The 19,463-nt window shown below is 34.5% G+C and carries 23 protein-coding genes; 15 read left to right on the forward strand and 8 right to left on the reverse strand.

Features of this window, described 5'->3' with window-relative positions; all coding sequences use genetic code 11:
• Positions 1-7: 7 nt before the first annotated feature.
• The 11 genes from GKF99_RS04705 to GKF99_RS04755 all read left to right on the forward strand — a co-directional run bounded on the left by GKF99_RS04705 (position 8) and on the right by GKF99_RS04755 (position 8,299).
• On the forward strand, positions 8-391 hold the full coding sequence (locus tag GKF99_RS04705) for a YbaN family protein (protein ID WP_154255033.1): 384 nt from the start codon (positions 8-10) through the stop codon (positions 389-391).
• Positions 392-502: 111 nt separating this feature from the next.
• Positions 503-862 (forward strand): desulfoferrodoxin family protein, encoded by a 360-nt coding sequence (locus GKF99_RS04710; RefSeq protein ID WP_154255032.1) that lies wholly within the window; start codon positions 503-505, stop codon positions 860-862.
• Positions 863-1,014: 152 nt separating this feature from the next.
• Positions 1,015-2,727, forward strand: coding sequence for a DUF2207 domain-containing protein (locus tag GKF99_RS04715; RefSeq protein ID WP_154255031.1), 1,713 nt, complete (start codon positions 1,015-1,017; stop codon positions 2,725-2,727).
• A gap of 17 nt (positions 2,728-2,744) precedes the next feature.
• Complete coding sequence (locus tag GKF99_RS04720; RefSeq protein WP_154255030.1) at positions 2,745-3,293, forward strand: LemA family protein; 549 nt, start codon at positions 2,745-2,747, stop codon at positions 3,291-3,293.
• Between the two features lie 123 nt (positions 3,294-3,416).
• The gene (locus GKF99_RS04725; RefSeq protein WP_154255029.1) at positions 3,417-4,325 is read left to right on the forward strand and encodes a radical SAM protein; all 909 of its coding nucleotides are present in this window, start codon (positions 3,417-3,419) and stop codon (positions 4,323-4,325) included.
• A complete protein-coding gene (locus tag GKF99_RS04730; protein ID WP_154255028.1) occupies positions 4,325-5,053 on the forward strand; it encodes a biotin--[acetyl-CoA-carboxylase] ligase in 729 nt (242 codons plus the stop codon). Before GKF99_RS04725 ends, GKF99_RS04730 begins: the two co-directional genes overlap by 1 nt.
• A gap of 55 nt (positions 5,054-5,108) precedes the next feature.
• Entirely contained in the window at positions 5,109-5,510 is a 402-nt protein-coding gene (locus GKF99_RS04735; RefSeq protein WP_154255027.1) for a metalloregulator ArsR/SmtB family transcription factor, read from the forward strand.
• 44 nt (positions 5,511-5,554) lie between these two features.
• Entirely contained in the window at positions 5,555-5,770 is a 216-nt protein-coding gene (locus tag GKF99_RS04740; RefSeq protein WP_035112013.1) for a heavy-metal-associated domain-containing protein, read from the forward strand.
• Positions 5,770-7,581, forward strand: a complete 1,812-nt coding sequence (locus GKF99_RS04745) for a heavy metal translocating P-type ATPase (RefSeq protein WP_154255026.1) — start codon at positions 5,770-5,772, stop codon at positions 7,579-7,581. The genes GKF99_RS04740 and GKF99_RS04745 overlap by 1 nt, the downstream gene beginning before the upstream one ends.
• Before the next feature lie 46 nt (positions 7,582-7,627).
• Complete coding sequence (locus GKF99_RS04750) at positions 7,628-7,939, forward strand: hypothetical protein (RefSeq protein ID WP_060790944.1); 312 nt, start codon at positions 7,628-7,630, stop codon at positions 7,937-7,939.
• A gap of 81 nt (positions 7,940-8,020) precedes the next feature.
• Positions 8,021-8,299: a type II toxin-antitoxin system RelB/DinJ family antitoxin gene (locus GKF99_RS04755; protein WP_102164665.1), complete on the forward strand. Its 279-nt coding sequence runs from the start codon at positions 8,021-8,023 to the stop codon at positions 8,297-8,299.
• Between the two features lie 75 nt (positions 8,300-8,374).
• Here the strand turns inward: GKF99_RS04755 and GKF99_RS04760 are convergent, their stop codons facing one another.
• The 3 genes from GKF99_RS04760 to GKF99_RS04770 form a co-directional block, all read right to left on the reverse strand.
• Complete coding sequence (locus GKF99_RS04760; RefSeq protein ID WP_154255025.1) at positions 8,375-8,641, reverse strand: type II toxin-antitoxin system mRNA interferase toxin, RelE/StbE family; 267 nt, start codon at positions 8,639-8,641, stop codon at positions 8,375-8,377.
• Entirely contained in the window at positions 8,641-8,898 is a 258-nt protein-coding gene (locus GKF99_RS04765) for an AbrB/MazE/SpoVT family DNA-binding domain-containing protein (protein WP_094203134.1), read from the reverse strand. Before GKF99_RS04765 ends, GKF99_RS04760 begins: the two co-directional genes overlap by 1 nt.
• A gap of 106 nt (positions 8,899-9,004) precedes the next feature.
• Positions 9,005-9,580: an ECF transporter S component gene (locus GKF99_RS04770; RefSeq protein WP_094225289.1), complete on the reverse strand. Its 576-nt coding sequence runs from the start codon at positions 9,578-9,580 to the stop codon at positions 9,005-9,007.
• Between the two features lie 188 nt (positions 9,581-9,768).
• Between GKF99_RS04770 and GKF99_RS04775 the strand changes: the two genes are divergently transcribed.
• A complete protein-coding gene (locus GKF99_RS04775; protein WP_154255024.1) occupies positions 9,769-13,521 on the forward strand; it encodes a cell wall-binding repeat-containing protein in 3,753 nt (1,250 codons plus the stop codon).
• Positions 13,522-13,565: 44 nt separating this feature from the next.
• On the opposite strand, the gene GKF99_RS04780 is transcribed toward GKF99_RS04775, so the two are convergent.
• Positions 13,566-13,742, reverse strand: a complete 177-nt coding sequence (locus GKF99_RS04780) for a hypothetical protein (protein WP_227930590.1) — start codon at positions 13,740-13,742, stop codon at positions 13,566-13,568.
• 201 nt (positions 13,743-13,943) lie between these two features.
• Between GKF99_RS04780 and GKF99_RS04785 the strand changes: the two genes are divergently transcribed.
• Positions 13,944-14,975, forward strand: coding sequence for a PDDEXK nuclease domain-containing protein (locus tag GKF99_RS04785; RefSeq protein ID WP_154255023.1), 1,032 nt, complete (start codon positions 13,944-13,946; stop codon positions 14,973-14,975).
• A gap of 131 nt (positions 14,976-15,106) precedes the next feature.
• Here the strand turns inward: GKF99_RS04785 and thiH are convergent, their stop codons facing one another.
• From thiH to thiS, 4 genes are read right to left on the reverse strand one after another with little or no spacing between them, the layout of a single operon-like run.
• The gene (thiH, locus tag GKF99_RS04790; RefSeq protein WP_154255022.1) at positions 15,107-16,261 is read right to left on the reverse strand and encodes a 2-iminoacetate synthase ThiH; all 1,155 of its coding nucleotides are present in this window, start codon (positions 16,259-16,261) and stop codon (positions 15,107-15,109) included.
• Positions 16,262-16,268: 7 nt separating this feature from the next.
• The gene (locus GKF99_RS04795; protein WP_002835870.1) at positions 16,269-17,033 is read right to left on the reverse strand and encodes a thiazole synthase; all 765 of its coding nucleotides are present in this window, start codon (positions 17,031-17,033) and stop codon (positions 16,269-16,271) included.
• Complete coding sequence (gene thiF / locus GKF99_RS04800) at positions 17,023-17,619, reverse strand: sulfur carrier protein ThiS adenylyltransferase ThiF (protein ID WP_154255021.1); 597 nt, start codon at positions 17,617-17,619, stop codon at positions 17,023-17,025. Before thiF ends, GKF99_RS04795 begins: the two co-directional genes overlap by 11 nt.
• Position 17,620: 1 nt before the next feature.
• Positions 17,621-17,818 (reverse strand): sulfur carrier protein ThiS, encoded by a 198-nt coding sequence (thiS, locus tag GKF99_RS04805; RefSeq protein WP_002835868.1) that lies wholly within the window; start codon positions 17,816-17,818, stop codon positions 17,621-17,623.
• A 233-nt stretch (positions 17,819-18,051) separates the two neighbouring features.
• Here thiS and GKF99_RS04810 point away from each other — a divergent pair, with 233 nt between their 5' ends.
• Together GKF99_RS04810 and GKF99_RS04815 are read left to right on the forward strand one after the other, a co-directional pair.
• Positions 18,052-18,663 carry a glutathione S-transferase family protein gene (locus GKF99_RS04810; protein ID WP_154255020.1) on the forward strand — a complete coding sequence of 204 codons (612 nt, stop codon included), beginning with the start codon at positions 18,052-18,054 and terminating at the stop codon, positions 18,661-18,663.
• A 96-nt stretch (positions 18,664-18,759) separates the two neighbouring features.
• Positions 18,760-19,461, forward strand: coding sequence for a DUF5714 domain-containing protein (locus GKF99_RS04815; protein ID WP_154255019.1), 702 nt, complete (start codon positions 18,760-18,762; stop codon positions 19,459-19,461).
• Positions 19,462-19,463: the final 2 nt, after the last annotated feature.

Consider the following 19,463-nt stretch of genomic DNA (forward strand, 5'->3'; position numbering starts at 1 on the left):
GGTGAATATGAAATTTAAAAAGACAATTTTTATAATTTTAGGTTTAATTAGCTTGGGATTAGGGGCAATAGGAGCGATATTGCCGATGTTACCGACAGTTCCTTTTTTAATGTTATCTGCAATTTGTTTTAGTAAAAGTTCTGAAAAATTAGATAGATGGTTCAAAAGAACTAAACTCTACAAAAATAACTTGGAAACATTTGCGAATGGGGAAGGAATGACTTTGAAAGTTAAAATACGTATTATGCTAACGGTAACTATACTAATGGCGATTGGATTTTTCACAATGTTTCGCAAAAAACTATACATACCTTGTATAATATTAGCTTGTGTGTGGTTATTCCATATACTTTATTTTTGCTTCGGAGTTAAAAGATATTCTAAATCATAAGTTTTATACAAATACAATTAATATCACTTTATAAATGCCAAAGCTCCTTGATTAATAAAAAAATATTGGGGTATAAATAATCTGTAAGAAATTTTATAGGGGGTAATATTAATGGCTAAATTAACAGAAACAGTTCAATCTGGAGATTGGAAAGCTGAAAAACACGTTCCAGTTATTCATATTGATAAAAAAGACGACGGATTTAAAGTATGCGCAATCGTAGGTGAAGAAATCGAACACCCAAACACATTCGAACACCACATTGCATGGATTAAAGTATTCTTCCAACCAGAAGGAGAAAAATTCCCAGTAGAAGTAGCTTCTTACCAAGCAAGTGCTCACGGCGAAGGCGAAGTGTTCACTAAACCACACGTTGACGCTTATGTAAAATCTAGCAAACCAGGTAAAGTATTTGCATTAAGTTATTGCAATATCCATGGTTTATGGGAAAGTGCTGAAGAAGTAAAATAGATTGATATAATGAGGACTCTTTGATGAGTCCTTTTTTTCGTGTGGAATGTTGCTTGTGATATGATTTATTGATTATTAAATAAATTTTACATATTATTTTATACAACTTTTGAATATTTGGGTAATAATATAATAATAAGTGGAGGTGTTAGATGAAGAGATTAAGGTTAAGGGGAATTTTAATAATTGCGTTTCTTATAATGCTTGTGACTTCTAAAGTTTCTCTTGCTGATTCTATAGAATCTATCGATACTAATGCTGTTATAGAAAAGGATGGCTCCATTTCTATTACGCAGGTGTGGAAGGCTAATCCAGATTCTGGTACGGAATTTTTTATTCCTATGCAGAATCTAAATCATATGCAGATAGAGGATTTTACGGTTTCTGATGAAAAGGGGCCGTATGAACGTATGGATCCGTGGGATGTGGATTCTAATTTCAGCAAGAAAGCTAGAAAATACGGGATAAATCAGACGTCAGATGGTATTGAATTATGCTTTGGTAAGACTGAGTTTAAGGATAAGACTTATACGATTCGTTATAAATTTAAAAATGCTGTGACATATTTTAATGATTATGATGGCTTTAATATAAGATTTGTAAATGATCAGATGGATCCTACGCCTGATAAGGTTACTTTACAGATTAGCCTATTTGATGGAAAACTAAACAAGGATAATGCTAGGGTGTGGGGATTTGGTTATGATGGCAATGTCAATTTAGAAAATGGCAAGATTGTTGCCAAAGCAAAAAAATTTGATTCATCTAACTATATGAACATTATGTTATCCTTGAATAAGGGAATTATTAGCCCAAATCATACTTCGAACAAGAGCATTGATACTATGGTTAATAAGGCTTTTGAAGGGTCTGATTATTCGTATGATGATTACAAGAACGGTGGAGTTTACGATAAAGGTGGAACGCCTACAAGCACTATTGATAAAATTTTTGGTGTATTTACTGCTGTAATGGGCGTAATTGGTGCATCTTTAGGAATATTTGCGATAGTTAATCCAAATAGGAACAAGAATATCAAAAATGTCGGCAAAGTTGACAGAAAAAACCCACAATATCACAGGGAGATTCCTTTTGAAAAGAATTTAATGGCAAATTTTTTTGCATATAATGGAAAAGAAAATATGGTTCAAAATATATTGTCCACAACGCTTTTGGTGTGGTTAAGAGATGGCAATATTGATTTTACAACTTCACATGAAAAGTCAGCCATATTACGCAGAGATATCGAAAAATATAATATAGAGATTCTCAAAGAACCTGAGTTCAATAGCGATTACGAACAATTGTTATTTTCAAGTTTACAAGAAGCATCAGGAGATGATGTGACTCTGACTGAAAAAGAATATAAGGATTTTCTGAAGGATGACGATGATTTCTTAGAGAGAATTATTAAATCTATTGAAAAAGATGGAAAGAAGTTTTTATTAGATAATGAATATATTGAGAATTCACGCGGTATGTTCAGAAAATATTCATACACTCAAAAAGGGCTTCAAGAGGCAGCGTTAATTCCTGCTTTTGAGAGATTTTTAAAAGATTTTACTCTGATTAATGAGCGTGAACCTATAGAAGTAGCGTTATGGGATGAGGTTTTAATAGGAGCGACGTTGTTTGGAAAAGGCGAAGAGACTTTGAGACAGTTCAAAAAGTTTTATCCAGATTACACGTTCGGAAGTTTCGATAGAGATATTTACACAAGTTATTGGTATCTAAACCACTTTTCAAATAACACTTACAGTAGTGCAATTGCAAACTCACAATCAAGTGCTGGATATGGTGGTGGAGCATCAATTGGCGGCGGTGGCGGATTCTCAGGCGGCGGATCTGGCGGCGGCGGAAGATAAATTTTAAGGAGGAAATTATGGGAATACCTGTAGTAGGAATATTGATTGCATTAGTCGTTATAATTGCTGTATATTTTATTGCAACTCAAAGAAGTCTTGTAATGGCTAAGGAAAATATCGCTAATGCTTTTTCACAAATCAAAGTAAGCCAACAATCAAGATTTGACGCTTTGACAGAACTTGCAAAGGCGACAAAAAGTTATTCTGAATACGAATATAAAACTTTGATGGAAGTTATATCTAAGAGACAATCATCAAACGATGTAAAAGGAATTGAAAATAATGAAGAAATCCTAAGAAATCTGTCTGGAAGAATTAATGCATTAGCAGAAAACTATCCTGATTTAAAGGCTTCAGAAACTTACAAGGAAACAATGCAAAGTATAAATAAATACGAAAACACAGTAAGAACATCAAGAATGGTATTTAATGACACTGTTACTATTTATAACAGAAAAGTTAAACAATTCCCAAGTTCTTTGGTGGCTTCAGTGTTAGGATATAAAGCTGAGGATTATCTGGAAATGGACGATTCCAAATCAGATATGCCTAACTTGGAGTATTAGTTGAAAATTTGCCGGGCACTTAGTGTCCGGTTTTTTATTTGGTAAAATTAGATACACACAAATTCATATTGCAAACACATCTTGTGTTATAATACTTGTAAAATATCAAACAAAGGTGATTAAATGATTGACGGATTTTACGATAGATATATGTACACTCCGATGCCTGAAATGCATAACGAGATGATTCCCGTAACGGTGGGTTGTTCTTATGGAAAATGCATCTACTGTGATTTGAATGTTGGAAAAAGGTTCAAGGTTTTCGACATTGAAGATGTGAAAAAATATATACAAGATAGGAAAATTTTTTACGAGGACAAGAGGTTTACTCCGAAAAAGTTCACGCTTTTGGAGGGCAATGCCTTGTGTTTGAATAATGATTATTTGACGGAGATTTTGAAAGAAATCAGAAAGAATTTTCCAAATATGAAATACGTGTCGTGTTTTTCCAGAAGTGATGATATTCTCAGAAAAACTGATGAAGAATTGTTGGAGCTTAATAATCTGGGGATTGATCGTATTTGTGTGGGAATTGAGTCGGGGTCTGATTGGGTGCTTTCTTATCATAAAAAAGGTGTCACATCACAAGAACAATTGACGGCTCTTCATAGGCTCGATAATTTGGGAATAAAATATTCTGTCTACATTATGCTTGGTCTTGGCGGAAAAGCACATTCACGTGAACATATAATGAAGACTGCAGAGTTTTTGAACAAGGTGAACCCGTTTGAAATTGTGGTTGTGAATTTGGTTTTGTTCAAGAATGCAAAGCTTGTAGAAAACGTGAGAAATCACGATTTCAAAAGGGTATCCATCAGACAGCAAATCATTGAGGAGATAATGCTTGTGGAAAATTTGAACATAAGATGCGTCTACAATGGAACTCACAAGACTAAGGCAGTGGCTGTGACATCTGTAATTCCCGACAAGAAGGATGAAATTATCGCTGTTTTGAAACAAAGACTAGAAGATGATGACAAGGAAATGAATAAAAAAGAACGTAAAAAATGGGATAGATGGGATGAAGGTTAATGGATACGGAAAAAATTAAGAGACAAACTGGAATAAATAAGGTGATTTTCAAAAGGGAAGTTACTTCGACTAACGACGAAATTCTGAATGAAAAGCAAGACGATACGTTGATGATTGCATTTTTTCAATCGAAAGGTAAGGGAAGATATGGAAGAAAGTTTTTCTCGCCAGAAAATGGGTTGTATTTCTCGTATTTATTGAATGAAGAAATGACATTCCAACAATCGCAATTCATCACACCAATTATGGGAATTGCTGTAAGCTATGCAATTGACGAAATTTTCGGCGTGAATACGTCGATTAAATGGGTCAATGATATTCTGCTTGAGAAAAAGAAAATCTGCGGAATACTCACAGAATGTAAAGTTGAGAAAAATGTCTGCCTTGATATCGTGGTTGGTGTCGGAATTAACGTCTACCAAACGGATTTTCCAGAAGACATCAAAAATACGGCTGGATTTATCACAGAAAAAAACGACTCAGATAAAAGAGAAGAATTGGTCATAAAAATAATGCAGAATTTCCTAGAATTTTGGAGCGAGGATAGGGATAGTTTGGTTGAAAAATATCGAAACAAAGCCACATTCATCGGTAATGAAATCAAAGTACACAAAAACGGAGATTATATTCCAGCTACTGCAATGAATATCAATGATGATTTTAGCTTGAAAGTAAAATACAACGACGGAACAATTGAAGATTTAAATATAGGAGAGATTTTTTTGTAAAATCTCTTTTTTTTATTGACAAACTAAAAATAAAATGATATTATCAAATTAACAAATGAACAAGTATTCATATGTTCATATAAAGGATGTGATAGATATAGATAAATTCAACGATGAGAAATGTGAAGTAACGCTAATTCACGAGGATAATGTAAAAAAAACTATCAATGAGCTTCCAGATGACGAATTGATCGCAGATTTGTCCGATATGTTCAAAATTTTTGGAGATCAAACAAGGGTGAAGATTTTGATGGCGTTGGAAAGCGGAGAGTTGTGCGTGTGCGACATTGCAGCTGTGATGAATATGAGTCAGTCTGCTATCAGTCACCAATTGAGGGTGTTGAAGCAAAGCAACATTGTGAAGACTAGACGTCAAGGAAAAGTTGTGTATTATTCGATTTCGGATGATCATGTGAAAGAAATCTTCGACATTGCGATAGTACACGTGCAAGAATAACGAGAAATAATTTAGAAAAATAAAAAAATAAAAAGGAGAAAGTTATGAAAAGAAGATACACATTAGAAAATTTGGGATGTGCAAATTGTGCAGCAAAAATGGAAGAGAAAATCAAGGAATTGGACGGAGTAAATTCTGTTACTGTGAATTTTATCACTACAAAAATGGTGTTGGATGTAGAAGATGACAAGTTTGATACTGTTTTGGCGCAAGCAAAAGACATTATCAAATCAATTGAGCCTTACGTTGAAGTAAAATAATGAATAAGGAAATAAAATTAACGATAGCTTCGGCGGTATTTTTTGCAATCGGATTTTTTATCAAAGAACCTCACGCAAGACTTGCGGCTTTCGCTGTTAGTTATCTGATTGTGGGAATTCCAGTAATAAAGTTAGCGTTTTTGAATTTGAAAAACGGTCAGTTATTTGACGAACATTTCTTGATGATGATTGCAACTTTGGGTGCGTTTTTCGTTGGAGAATACGCCGAAGGTGTTGCTGTTATGCTTTTTTATCAAATCGGGGAGATTTTCCAAGACAAGGCCGTTGGGAAATCTCGTGATTCTATCAAGGAATTGATGGACATTGCACCGACTTTTGCGAATTTGAAAACAGAAGATGGTTACGATAAGGTGGATCCTTACGATGTGAATGTGGGAGATATTATCGTAGTCAAACCGGGCGAGAAAGTTCCGTTGGACTGCGTGGTAGTAGATGGAAGCTCTATGGTTGACACGAAGGCGTTGACTGGAGAAAGTGTTCCAATTACTGTCGCAAAAGGCGAGGAACTATTGTCGGGATACATCGTGATGGACAAGGTTTTGAATGCGAAAGTTACGAAGGATTTTGAAAATTCTGCAGTGACGAAGATTTTGGATTTGGTTGAAAATGCATCCAGCCAAAAAAGTAAACAAGAAAAATTCATCACGAAATTTGCAAGAGTCTACACTCCTGTTGTAGTATTGGTCGCAGCAGCACTTGCGATATTGATGCCTTTGATATTGAAACAACCTTTCCAAACATGGTTGTATCGTTCGTTGACATTCCTTGTAATTTCGTGTCCTTGCGCACTTGTAATCAGTATTCCGTTGAGCTTTTTCTCAGGAATCGGTGCGAGCAGCAAGGCAGGGATTTTGGTTAAGGGAAGTAACTACATCGAAAAGCTCGCAGAAACAGATACTGTTGTGATGGATAAAACTGGAACATTGACACAAGGCGTGTTCAAAGTTGTAGAAGCAAAATCAGTTGGATTTTCAGATGAAGAAATGCTCCAATACGTTGCGAGCGCTGAAAAATCATCCAACCATCCAATCGCACAATCGATTATTGATTATTATGGGGACAAAGAATATTTGAACTTGGACTCTGCAGAAAACATCGCAGGACAAGGAATAAATGCCGTGATAAATGGCAAACAAATCCTAGCAGGAAATGCTAAGCTTTTAAAAGATGTTGAATTTGAACCGATTGACACTACAGACACTGTTGTCTACGTTGCAATTGATGGAAAATTTGCGGGATATATCAGAATCGCCGACGAAATCAAACAAGACAGCGCACAAGCAATTGTTGATATGAAAAATGTCGGCATCAAAAAAACTTACATGCTAACTGGTGATAATGATTCTGTCGCAAAGTCAGTAGCAGAAAATCTCAAAATTGACGAATACAAATCCAAGCTACTTCCACAAGATAAGGTTGAAATTGTAAAGAAATTGATAGAAAAAGGAAGAAAAGTGGCATTCGTAGGCGACGGAATCAACGATGCGCCAGTGCTTGCACTCAGTGATGTCGGAATTTCCATGGGACAAATCGGAAGCGATGCGGCAATCGAAGCGAGTGATGTCGTAATCATGACAGACGAGCTAACGAAAATCGCCCAAGCAATCAAAATCTCCAAGAAAACACTCAAAATCGCAAAACAAAATGCGTATTTTGCAATCGGTGTGAAAATAATTGTGCTAATATTATCGGCACTTGGACTTACAAACATGTGGGCTGCAATCTTCGCAGACGTCGGAGTTACAGTGCTTGCTATTTTGAATTCATTCAGAGCTATGCGAGTTAGTTGAGTAAAATCGAAATCTCATTTATACTAATCATAAAGGAGATGATAGAATGAAAATAGTAGGCTATGTGTTTTTAGGAATATTTGCGATAGCACTTATTTATGGAATTTATTCAATATCGAAAATATTGGCAATCGCCAAGATTAGAAAAAACGTCAACTCAGAAAAAGTGTGGCAAACTATCTCACAAAATAACCGCCAACCAGTAGCGTTGGATAGGATTTTGATGAGAAAAAACAACAGAAAATTTACCAAAAAAGAACAAGAAATGATATTGAAAAGAATATCTACTTGTAGAAAATGCATCCTTATAGGACTATTAGCATTGATACTAGCAATCGTGTTTATAGCGATAGGGTAATGACAACGTAATGAAATTACACGAATAAATGTTGATGTTTTATCGTAAATGGATTAGAATATATTTATAAGGAGGTCTATTATGTCAACTGTTAATTTAAATATTAGAACTGATAAAGAAATTAAAGAAAAAGCAGAAAATATTTTTCAAGAGTTGGGGCTTAATATGACAACGGCAATAAATATGTTTTTGAGAACATCAATAAGGGAAAATGGAATCCCATTCGATTTAAAAATCGATTCTGTAAACGATGAGACAAAACTTGCGATTGAAGAAGGAAGAAAAATCGCAGACGACAAAACAATCGAAGGATACGTAAGTATCGAAGAATTGAAAAAAGCTCTTGAAAATTTGAGATAATAGATCACATTCTTATATTTAAACTGTCAATAAAAACATGCGTCAGAGTAAAATCTGACGCATTTTTTAATTTAATCAAAAATCAAATAAAATATCGTGATGACCAATATCCAACAAAATAATCATCTCATTGTCTTCGTAATACCAAATAATTCGAATATCCATGTTCACGGAAGATTCCCACAAGCCATTACTACCTTGAATTTTCTTCGTTCTTAAGGATGGGTGTGTTGGATTATCAAGAAAAAATGAAAGTTTTTTCTTGGTTTGCTTTTTTTCGATATCAGATAATTTTTTGTAGTGTTTTTTAAATGATTTCGTGTAAGTTATTTTGTAGCTCATTACTTGTCCAACTCTTCAAAAAGAGAATCAATATTGTCAAAAACAGGTTGGTCGCCATTTTCAATCGAAACTTTTAGTTCTTTGACGGATTTTTTTAAATTTTCAATCACACGTTCTGGATATACAGCTACAGGAACGAAAATAATCTTTCCATCTTCTTCCATAACTTCGAATTGGTCACCTTGGTTCAAATCAAGAGAATTCACAATATCTTTTGGAATTGTCACTTGCGACTTTGCTTTAAGTTCAACTAACATATTATCACCTCTCAAGTTAGAATTTCCTACTTTCTAACTTGATTGTAATATCTTTTATTTAAACTGTCAACAAAAATATGCGTCAGATTTTACTCTGACGCATATTTTAATCCAATAAATGTGAGCGTTTCAACACTGGACGTACTGCCATGTACAAAATATTTGCAACTATAACAGTCACAACAGCATTGAAGAAAGTTACACCGGCGCTGATTTTCGCCAACGCAGATGCTATTTGTTGTGGTTGACCCAAGACATATAATTTATAAAAATAACCTACAAATGGATCAGCGAACACATTGAACAACATTCCTGCACATGAAGCGATAACAGCCCACTTCAAAATGTATTTGTTGTCGTTTGATTCGTTGATTTTCTTAGATTTGTGAGCGATTGCTCCCACAATCAAACCAATACATAATTTCAACACGAAAGTCTTCGGAGCAACCAAAATATACACAGGATCCATAATGTCTGCGATAGTCATTCCGATAGCACCAGCAAGTCCACCGTAAAGCCCGCCAAGTAAAAGCGCCGCCAAAACCAAGAACACGTTACCAAAATGGATTGATGTGAAATCTCCACCCGGAACAGGAACCTTGATTTGCAAATAAGTGAACGTGATGAAACATAATGCAGCAAGCACTGCACATTGAACAAGCTTGTGAGTTTTTATCTTCAAATAAACCCCTCCTCAAAATATTTATAATTAAAGTGTATTGAATAAGTTGTAAATTGTCAATTAACTTATGATATAAAGAAACAATCGATTTTTCGCATTAATTGTTATTGACAAGAAAATAATTTAAATGTAAAATAATAATCGTTATCTATGATAACGATTATTATTTTTACTCGAAGGGAGATATTATGCAATTAGATAAGAAAAAAATAATGGCGCTATTTCTTGCGGGAGTTATGACGACAAGTATGATTCCTTTTGAAAGTTTAGCAAATAACGAAAATGACTTTAGTAAGAGCAAGTTTGAGCAGAATTTGAATGAGAAAACAACTAATAACAAACCAGATGCTGTTTCAAACTCTACTAACAAGGATGAAAAGCCGCAGGATGGCAATGAAAATCCATCTACACATGAAGACAATCATACAGAAAAGGTTAATGAAAAAACAATAACTGTAGATGAATTATTTAAAGGACAAAAAGGAACAAAAGAAGATCCTTATAAAATTAATGATGTAGATCAGCTTATAAAATTTGCCCATAGTTTATCAAAAACACAAGATTACAAAGATAAGTATGTTGAGCTTTCTAGTGACATTGAATTAAATAATGATTGGGTTCCTGTAGGATTGGGAGAATACGCTTTTAATGGTCATTTTGATGGTAAAAATCATAAAATAAGTGGATTAAAAATTGGAAGCAAAGATAATTTACACAAAGATCCATCAGAAAAAGATAAAAAAATTGCTTTTTATGGGCTATTTGGAGTGCTAGGAGCTAATAGCTACATAGAAAATTTAAAAATAGATGTTGATTTTAATTTAATATCAGACAGTGCGCTTTATGTTGGTGCATTAGCAGGATATGCTAATGGTTCAACTATTAATAACATAGAAGTTACTGGTAAATTAATTGGGAAAACTACTCATGCAAAATCAAATATTTTTGTAGGGGGAGTTGTTTCAAATGGAATTAGACAAAAAATAGTAAATTCAAAAAGCGATATTGATATAAGAGTAGAATCTGATGGAGGGCTTGCTGAAGGTGGAGGAATCATGGCTCTTTCTAACAGAGGTCTTATTTTCAATTGCTATTCTAAAGGTAATATATCAGCAAATGCAAATAGAGTTACAAAAGAAGGAAGTACTGCTTTAGGTGGAATTTGTGGAGTAAATGCAGGAACTATTTCAAACTGCTATTCTACAAATGATATTATTAGCGATTGTTACACTGGTTTTATCGGAGCGATAACAGGATGGGTAACTGGAATTGGATCAACTTTCCAAAGCTATTATGATAAGGATTCTGTCCTAATTACTGATAATGCTACTAAGAATAAAAACATTATAAAACCTTCTGTTCCTATTGGATGGATGGTTAAAGGTAGTGGTGTTAGCGACGAAGGAATGGCATATGAAGGTTGTATTAGTATGGATTTAAAGGGAATGACAAAGTCAGAAATATCGAGTAGTCTGGCTAATGTACTAAATTCCAATCTTAAGAAATCTAGAATCAATTTAAAAAAAGGAAGCCGTTCAAATGATCACTGGAAAAAAGATGAAAATCTAGCTGAAAATATTTTCGAATGGACAAACTCATCAGGTTTTCCTGTTTTTTCTGACAAAAAGACATCGGTAGTTTATGATATAAATACAGAAAACCTTATAAAACAACTTCAAATGAATTCCAAAGAAGGAATAAATGAAGGTGATTTTTACGGAAGAAGTAAAGATAAATCATTAGTTGTAAAAGTTAAATTCGATAAAAAAGGTGATATCATAGACATTAAGACTCTTGAAGGAAGAGTTACAAAAGAAGAAATTGATAAAATAATTAATAAAAAAGAAAAAATATCTGATATCAAAAACAATAAATTAAAAGAGGCTTTATTAAAAGCGGTAGAAAAATCAAAGATAAATGATATAACAGACTATTCAAAGCTAAATTATAATATATTTGAAAAAGGTAAAGGAACTAAAGATGATCCATTTATAATAGATAATGAAAATCAATTTCTAGATTTTGCTAGGTCAGTTAATGAAGAGGAAAACTATGCTGATAAATACGTAAAATTAAATAGAGATATTAAACTTACAAAAGAATGGATAGTAGTAGGATCTCAAGGTAAACACCCATTTAAAGGGGATTTTAACGGGAACAATCATACTATTTCAAATATGAAGATTGGTTCAGAAAAAACACCTCGCCAATACAGATTTGCGGCTCTTTTTGCAGTAATAGATGGAGGAAAGGTTTATAATTTAAACATTAAAGATTTTGAAATATATAATACAATTTTATCTGAAGATAGAGTATTTGTAGGAGCTGTTGCAGGTGGAATACAAAATGGCGCTTTTATTGATAATGTAAATGTTAACGGAAAAATACATTCAAAATCTATGAGAACGCAACAATATATAGGAGCAATTGCAGGGCAATCATTGAAGTCTAGTATAATAAACTCATCTGCAGAAATTCAAATTGATGCAAAAGGAGAATCGAAAGATATTTATGCTGGGGGACTTGTTGGAATTAATGCATTTGGAGCGCTATTTAACAGTTATTCAAAAGGCAATATAACAGCAGATAGTTTATTAAATAAAGTATCTATAGGTGGGTTGTGCGGATACCAATCAGGCGTTATTTTTAACAATTACTCTAGTGTAAACCTAAATTCAACTTCTCCTACAACTGATGTTGGGGAACTAGCAGGAAGGTCTACAGGAACAGGAAAAAATTTCGATAATTTTTACAGCAAGAATTCCTTAGTAAAAATAACAGGAAAATCTAAAAAAACAAAAAATGGATTTGGAGTTGTAGTGAAGAACTCTATAGTTGAAAGTTCAGTGGCTATCGACGATTTGAATGATTCAGATTATTTCAAAAAATTAAACGAGAATTTATCATCCAAAAACTATAGAAAAGCTCTTGATTTTGTTAAAGCCGATAATAAAAACAATATAAAATTAAGAAAATGGAAATTAAAAGAAAACTCTAAAAATTTAGAAAATCCAAATGTCGGCCAAAGTAATAGTTCAAAAACGACTAAAAATATCAACAGAATATCTGGAGAAAACAGAGAACTAACAGCTATTGAAGTATCAAAAGAAACTTATCCTAATGGTACAGATACAGTTATTATAGCTAATAGAGAAACTTTTTCTGATACAATTTCAGCATCTCCTTTAGCCAAAAATGAAAGAGCAGCTATATTATACACATCCAAAGATGAAATTTCAAAAGATACATTAAATGAAATTAAAAGGTTAAAGGCTAAGAATGTTATTATAATAGGCGGAGAAAATTCTATTAAAGTAGAAGTATTAGACAAGTTAAAGAATAATAAATATTCTGTAACTAGAATAGCTGGTAAAGACAGATATAAAACAAGCTTGAAAATTGCAGAAAAAGTTATCCATAAGTCAAACTCTAATAAATTGCAAATAGCAAGTGGAGAAAACTTTGCAGATGCATTGGCAATAACCAATTTATCTAACCGAGATAATACACCAATATTACTTGTAGCAAAAGATACGATTGATTCTGAAGTTATAAAACTATTAAGTAAATTAAAATTGGAAAAAATAAACGTAGCTGGAGGAGAAAAATCAATCTCAAATAAAACTTTTAATGATATAAAAACTATTACTAAATCAAAAGTTGAAAGAATTGCGGGAGATAATCGCTACGAAACAAGTTTTAAAATTGCAAAATTGATGAACAAATCAGATAAATTTATAATAGCAAGTGGAGAAAACTTTGCAGATAGTTTAGTGTCAGCTCCATACGCAGATAAAGAAAATGCGGTATTAGTATTAAGTGCAAAAGACGAACTATCATCAGAAATTAAAGAATATCTGACAAAAAATGAATCAATGATAACTATAATAGGTGGAGAAAAATCAGTATCAAAACAGGTTGAAGAACAACTTAATAAATAAATCAAAAAAACCAGCGTTATTTTATAAAACGCTGGTTTTAAATTCTACACATCAATGTAGTCGCCATACACAGGATACAAGTTGTACTTCGTCAAATAACGTTCTACTTGGTCGACTATTCGTGTGTCGTTGATTAAGAATTGTTCGTCGACTTTATCTTTTTCATCATTACGTCTTCCAATTCCTGTGTCTACACTTGCAGAGATTTTGGTAGCTCCCATTAAGGTGACAAGTTACGAAATTCGTTGGATTATCTGGTTGAGATTATGGTTTGCCAACAACATCATTAGATGATAAAAGGAGAAAAGAAAGAACTTATAGGCTAATAACAAGAGACGCAATCTTAGAAGTTGATATAAAAAATCATTTAACAATATTTATGATATAATTATAGCGATTAAGAGGGCAAAGAGGTGCTTTGTATGAATAACGAAAACAATATAGATAGAGTTCATGATGATGTTTTTAATAGCATAAAAATATTGATGGAGAAGGCAAGAAATGAAGTTTTTCGTGAAGTCAATAATATTTTGGTACAAACTTACTGGGAGATTGGACGTATCATTGTAGAAGATGAGCAAGGTCATTCAGAAAGAGCAGAGTATGGGAGAGAGCTACTTAAAGATTTATCTAAGAGATTAACTAAAGAGTTTGGGCGAGGATTTTCAGTATCAAACTTGCAATTTATGAGGAGATTTTTTCATGAATATGAAATTCAACAGACAGTGTCTGTTAAATTGACCTGGTCCCATTATTGTGAGCTTTTATCCATTAGCGATGAGAAAAAAAGAAGTTTTTATGAAAAAGAAAGTATCAACGCAAATTGGTCGGTAAGAGAACTTAAAAGACAAATTAAAACATCGCTTTTTGAAAGATTGCTCTTATCATCAGGAGAAGAGAACAAAGAAAAAGTCCTAGACCTAGCCTTAAAGGGCAATGAAATAAATAAGGCATCTGACCTCGTAAAAGACCCTTATGTTTTTGAATTTTTAGGATTGCCAGAAGAAAAACCAATGATGGAAAGTGATTTGGAAAAAGCACTTATAGATCATATTGAAAAGTTTTTGCTAGAACTTGGCAAGGGTTTTATGTATGTAGGCAGTCAGCAAAGGGTAACCCTAGGCAACACTCATTATTATGTGGACATGGTATTTTACAATAAAATATTGAGGTCTTATGTCTTAATCGAACTAAAAACAAGCAAGCTAATGCCGGAAGCAGTAGGTCAAATCAATATGTATCTCAATTATTATAAATCAGAAGTTAATGATGAGATGGACAATGAACCGATAGGAATAATATTGTGTACAGATAAGGACGGGGTGCAAGCAGAATACGCATTAGGAAACTTATCAAATAAAATATTCGCATCAAAATACACCTTGTATATCCCAAACAGAAAAGAGCTTGAAGAACAAGTTGAAAAAGTAATAGAAAAATACAAGGAAAAATAAAATATAAATTGGAGAAGTAGAGAAAAAATCTACTTCTTTTTTTATTGCAAGGAGAATTAGAATGGAAATAAAGAAAAGATATTAATATAAAAAAAGCCCATCAATGTGGGCTTATGATAAGATATAAAATTCTACACATCAATATAGTCGCTATACACAGGATATAAGTTGTACTTCGCCAAGTCGCGTTCTACTTGGTCGACTGTTCTTGTGTCGTTGATCAAGAATTGTTCGTCGCCTTTATCTTTTTCATCATTGCGTCTTCCGATTCCTGTGTCGACGCTTGCGGAGATTTTGGTAGCTCCCATTAATAGTGACAAGTTACGGAACTCGTTGGATTCTCGAGTTGAGATTGTGATTTGCGCGAATGGCAAGAAGATTCTGGTTGCGATTATAAATTGCATCAATTTTGTTTCAGGAACTTCTTTTATGTTCAAATCTTCTTCGTTTTTCGTTGGCCTGATTCGAGGAAATGATATGCTGATTTCTGCGTGTGGGTATTTTTTTTGCAATAAATTTGCGTGCATTCCCAAACAAAAACAGTCATCAATTCCATCGGAAAGTCCGAACAACGCCCCAAACCCTACGCCACGAATTCCTCCCATGATTGCACGTTCTTGCGTGTCCAATCGATAAGGAAAGCAAGATTTATGTCCTGTTGGGTGGTAGAATTTGTAATTTGTAGGGTTGTATGTTTCTTGGAAAGCTGTGACGAAATCACAACCTGCTTCGTGAAGTTTCTTGTAATCTTCAACATTTGTAGGGTACACTTCAACGCCAACTACACGGAAATATTTCTTCGCCAATTTTACGGCATCACATATATAATCCACCGAGGAGTATTTTTGCGATTCACCTGTTAGAATCAAAACGTCTTCGATTTTTTCGCGTCTCATTTGTTTCATTTCAGATTCTATTTCATCCATGGTAAGTTTCGCACGGACGATATCTGATTTCGCTCTAAATCCGCAGTATTTGCAGCTGTTTTCGCAATAATTTGCGATGTAAAGTGGGCTGAACAAGTACACGTTGTTTCCGAAATATTGTAGTCTTAGTTTTTGTGAGATTTCTCCCAATTCTTCTATAAAATCAATGGCACAATCGCTTAGCATGTTGTAATAATCGAAATAATCCAAGGCTTCGTTGTTTTTGATTTTTCCCAAAGTTCTTCTAACATCATCAGCCGTTACATTTACAGATTTTACCTCAGATAATTTTTCGGATAATTTATCGTAAATGTCCGAATGAATGTCTTGCATATTATTAAAATATTTGAATTCTTCCATTTGTCGCCTACTTAAAGAAATCTCTGAGTGGAGATGAAGGGTCAGCGCCCGTTTCCAAAACTCTGCCCGGTTTTGCGATGTGAGCTAGTCTTCCCGCTTTGATTGCTAGTGCGAAAGCTTCAGCCATTTTGTTGATGTCGCCGCTTGTAGCGATGGCAGTGTTCGCCATGATTGCACTTGCGCCCATTTCCATAGCTTCACACGCTTGTGATGGTTTGCCGATTCCTGCATCCACAATCACTGGCAAATCAATTTCGTTGATGATGATTTGGATGAAATCTTTGGTTGCAAGTCCCTTGTTGGATCCAATCGGAGAGCCCAATGGCATGATGCAACTTGCACCAGCTTCTTTCAAATCCCTCGCGAAATTCAAATCTGGATACATATAAGGCATAACGACGAATCCTTCGTCAGCCAAAACTTTCGTAGCTTTTAACGTTTCTACGTTGTCTGGAAGTAAGTACTTGCTGTCACGCATGATTTCTATTTTCACGAAATTGCCGCAGCCCATTTCACGAGCAAGCCTTGCAATTCTAATCGCTTCGTCTGCATTTCTCGCTCCTGAAGTGTTCGGAATTATCGTCACATTTTCTGGGATAAAGTTCAAAATATTTTTCGTATCGTCTGTATTTGCACGTCTAAGTGCCACAGTAATCATCTCGCAGCCTGCAGATTCCACGCAAGCTTTGATAAGGTTGGGATCGTACTTTCCAGATCCAAGAATAAATCGCGAATCGAAAGATTTGCCACCCAAAATCAATTTATCTTCCATTATTTTCCTCCAATAACCAATTAAGTGCGATTATAGCTTGTGTGCTTGCCGCCATCATCACGTTTGGATAGTACAAACCGATGTCGGTCTTCGTTTCAAAATCGCCACAAACTACAATGTTGTTCATTTTTTTAATTTTCATATCTAATTTTTTCACGCCGCCAATTCCAGACACCGATATTAGTTTTTTGTCAGTTCCGATAAAATGCTCCAATACCAATGACTTTGCGTATTCGTCGTCGAACGCTTCGATTACGATATCGTAGCCGTCAGTCAATTCGTCGATGTTACTTTCAGTAACTTTGATGTTTTCAACAGAAATATTTGCAAATGGCAAAAACTCACCGCAAATTTCCTTGAATGCGTCGACCTTGTACTTGCCGACATCAGTTGGCCTGTAGATTTGTCTGTTCAAATTGGAATATTCAACTGTGTCGTAGTCCACAATTTTGATGGTGCCGATGCCTGATTTTGCAAGCAAAAAGCATGAATTGGTTCCCAAACCACCACAGCCAAGGATCAGAATTTTGGATTTTCTGAAAATATCTGTGTGTTCGGGGATTTGTCTTTTAAAAATCTCTTGCATTTTAACCTCCTCCAACAAATGAAAACACCTCTATTTCGTCGTTATCAGTGACGATAAAATTATCGTAGTCGATTTTTTTGACGAGGTTTTTGTTCACTTCGCAAACTGTCAACTCCACATTGAAGTTCAAATCTTCAAGAACTTTTCTCAAAGAAGAATTTTCTTCGAATGGATATTTGACAGAATTTACAGTAATCATATTTCACCCCCCTAAAAAAAATAACACGAAGGAAACCTACACCCGCGGTGGTGTACCCCTTCGTGTTAAACACTCTGTGATTATTATAGCACATTAATTTGAATTTTCAAAAAATTATCCGAGAAATTTGTCATACAAATTTTCAAATTCGCCATTTGATTCGCCTAATCAATTTGATTATTAAAAAAGAATAAAGGGTATACAATTTACAGCGAAACAAAAGGAGGAATGTTATGAAATTATATTACGCACCAGGCACATGCGCTGTTGCTTGTTGGATTGCTTTGGAATGGGCAGGCGCAGATTACGAGGTAGAAAAGGTACAACTTGGAACAGATGAATACAGAAAAATCAATCCGTTGGGAGCAGTTCCAGCATTGGATATTGGAGAAGGCATAGTCAGAAGCGAATTAGCTGCAATTCTTCGCTACATTTTGAACAAATACCCTGAAAAAGATTTGGGAGCTGACGAAAGCGCCGAAGATAAGTTCCAATTCGATGAAATCATGGCTTTTATGACTGGAGATTTCCATCCAGCATTTGAAGCGTTGTTCGTACCGGCTGGCTTGACAACATCAACTGACGAAGCAGAGATTGATAAAATCAAACAAAAATCATTTGAAACTATCGACAAAATGATGACTCATTTGGACCGTTTGATTGGTGATGGCGATCACGTTTACAAAAATAAGAAAACAGTATTAGATGCTTACGTTTATATTCTTACTCGTTGGAGTGAAATGACTCCAAAATCTTGGAAAGAATATCCAAATATCAAGAGAGTTTCGGAAGCTTTCGAAAAGGACGATGTTGTAAAAGAAATCGTGAAAAAATCTCAAGAATAAAAATATTGTATCGGTGTAGATTTGTCTGCACCGTTTTTTTATTTAAACATATTATAGTGATATAATATAGATAATAAATTATAAGGGGTTGTAAATATGAATGATGAATGCCTGTTGTGCGGGAAACCGTTAGAATATTTGGACGAATCGGTGGAAATGGAGTGTGCAATCTGTCACAAAAAAGAACTCAGCAATACGAGATGTGTCGATGGTCACTTCGTGTGTAACGATTGTCACACAGATGGAATGGATGTGATTTGGGGGATTTGTAAGAATTCTACATCGAAAAATCCAATCGAAATTATGGATCAAATGATGGACGAATCTTTTTGTCATATGCACGGCCCAGAACATCACATTATGGTCGGCGCGGCGCTTTTGACAGCGTTCAAAAATGCTGGCGGAGATATTAATTTGAACAAAAGTTTGAAGGAAATGAGAACTCGTGGCAAACAAGTTCCTGGTGGGACTTGTGGTTTTTGGGGAGCTTGTGGTGCTGGAATTAGCGCAGGGATTTTTATGTCAATTGTCACGGGCTCATCTCCACTTGCAAAGAATACTTGGGGAATGGCGAACAAAATGACTTCCAAAGCGTTGGAATCTATAGGAGAAGTCGGCGGGCCTCGTTGTTGCAAGAGAGATTCCTACATATCAATATTAGATGCAATACAATTTGCCAATGAAAACTTGGGAGTTGAGATGGAATCCAGTGATATTGTGTGCAAATGGTCCAATCACAACAACCAATGCATAGGACTGCGTTGTCCATTTTTCGATAGAAATCACATTAATAATTAGAT

The organism is Finegoldia sp. BIOML-A2 (assembly GCF_009678315.1).
Taxonomy (GTDB): domain Bacteria; phylum Bacillota; class Clostridia; order Tissierellales; family Peptoniphilaceae; genus Finegoldia; species Finegoldia magna.

Excerpts from the sequence above, each read along its gene's own strand:
- GKF99_RS04705 (WP_154255033.1), top strand. The coding sequence starts at position 8 with ATGAAATTTAAAAAGACAATTTTTATAATTTTAGGTTTAATTAGCTTG.
- GKF99_RS04710 (WP_154255032.1), top strand. The coding sequence starts at position 503 with ATGGCTAAATTAACAGAAACAGTTCAATCTGGAGATTGGAAAGCTGAA.
- GKF99_RS04715 (WP_154255031.1), top strand. The coding sequence starts at position 1,015 with ATGAAGAGATTAAGGTTAAGGGGAATTTTAATAATTGCGTTTCTTATA.
- GKF99_RS04720 (WP_154255030.1), top strand. The coding sequence starts at position 2,745 with ATGGGAATACCTGTAGTAGGAATATTGATTGCATTAGTCGTTATAATT.
- GKF99_RS04725 (WP_154255029.1), top strand. The coding sequence starts at position 3,417 with ATGATTGACGGATTTTACGATAGATATATGTACACTCCGATGCCTGAA.
- GKF99_RS04730 (WP_154255028.1), top strand. The coding sequence starts at position 4,325 with ATGGATACGGAAAAAATTAAGAGACAAACTGGAATAAATAAGGTGATT.
- GKF99_RS04735 (WP_154255027.1), top strand. The coding sequence starts at position 5,109 with ATGAACAAGTATTCATATGTTCATATAAAGGATGTGATAGATATAGAT.
- GKF99_RS04740 (WP_035112013.1), top strand. The coding sequence starts at position 5,555 with ATGAAAAGAAGATACACATTAGAAAATTTGGGATGTGCAAATTGTGCA.
- GKF99_RS04745 (WP_154255026.1), top strand. The coding sequence starts at position 5,770 with ATGAATAAGGAAATAAAATTAACGATAGCTTCGGCGGTATTTTTTGCA.
- GKF99_RS04750 (WP_060790944.1), top strand. The coding sequence starts at position 7,628 with ATGAAAATAGTAGGCTATGTGTTTTTAGGAATATTTGCGATAGCACTT.
- GKF99_RS04755 (WP_102164665.1), top strand. The coding sequence starts at position 8,021 with ATGTCAACTGTTAATTTAAATATTAGAACTGATAAAGAAATTAAAGAA.
- GKF99_RS04760 (WP_154255025.1), bottom strand. The coding sequence starts at position 8,641 with ATGAGCTACAAAATAACTTACACGAAATCATTTAAAAAACACTACAAA.
- GKF99_RS04765 (WP_094203134.1), bottom strand. The coding sequence starts at position 8,898 with ATGTTAGTTGAACTTAAAGCAAAGTCGCAAGTGACAATTCCAAAAGAT.
- GKF99_RS04775 (WP_154255024.1), top strand. The coding sequence starts at position 9,769 with ATGCAATTAGATAAGAAAAAAATAATGGCGCTATTTCTTGCGGGAGTT.
- GKF99_RS04780 (WP_227930590.1), bottom strand. The coding sequence starts at position 13,742 with ATGGGAGCTACCAAAATCTCTGCAAGTGTAGACACAGGAATTGGAAGA.
- GKF99_RS04785 (WP_154255023.1), top strand. The coding sequence starts at position 13,944 with ATGAATAACGAAAACAATATAGATAGAGTTCATGATGATGTTTTTAAT.
- thiH (WP_154255022.1), bottom strand. The coding sequence starts at position 16,261 with ATGGAAGAATTCAAATATTTTAATAATATGCAAGACATTCATTCGGAC.
- GKF99_RS04795 (WP_002835870.1), bottom strand. The coding sequence starts at position 17,033 with ATGGAAGATAAATTGATTTTGGGTGGCAAATCTTTCGATTCGCGATTT.
- thiF (WP_154255021.1), bottom strand. The coding sequence starts at position 17,619 with ATGCAAGAGATTTTTAAAAGACAAATCCCCGAACACACAGATATTTTC.
- thiS (WP_002835868.1), bottom strand. The coding sequence starts at position 17,818 with ATGATTACTGTAAATTCTGTCAAATATCCATTCGAAGAAAATTCTTCT.
- GKF99_RS04810 (WP_154255020.1), top strand. The coding sequence starts at position 18,052 with ATGAAATTATATTACGCACCAGGCACATGCGCTGTTGCTTGTTGGATT.
- GKF99_RS04815 (WP_154255019.1), top strand. The coding sequence starts at position 18,760 with ATGAATGATGAATGCCTGTTGTGCGGGAAACCGTTAGAATATTTGGAC.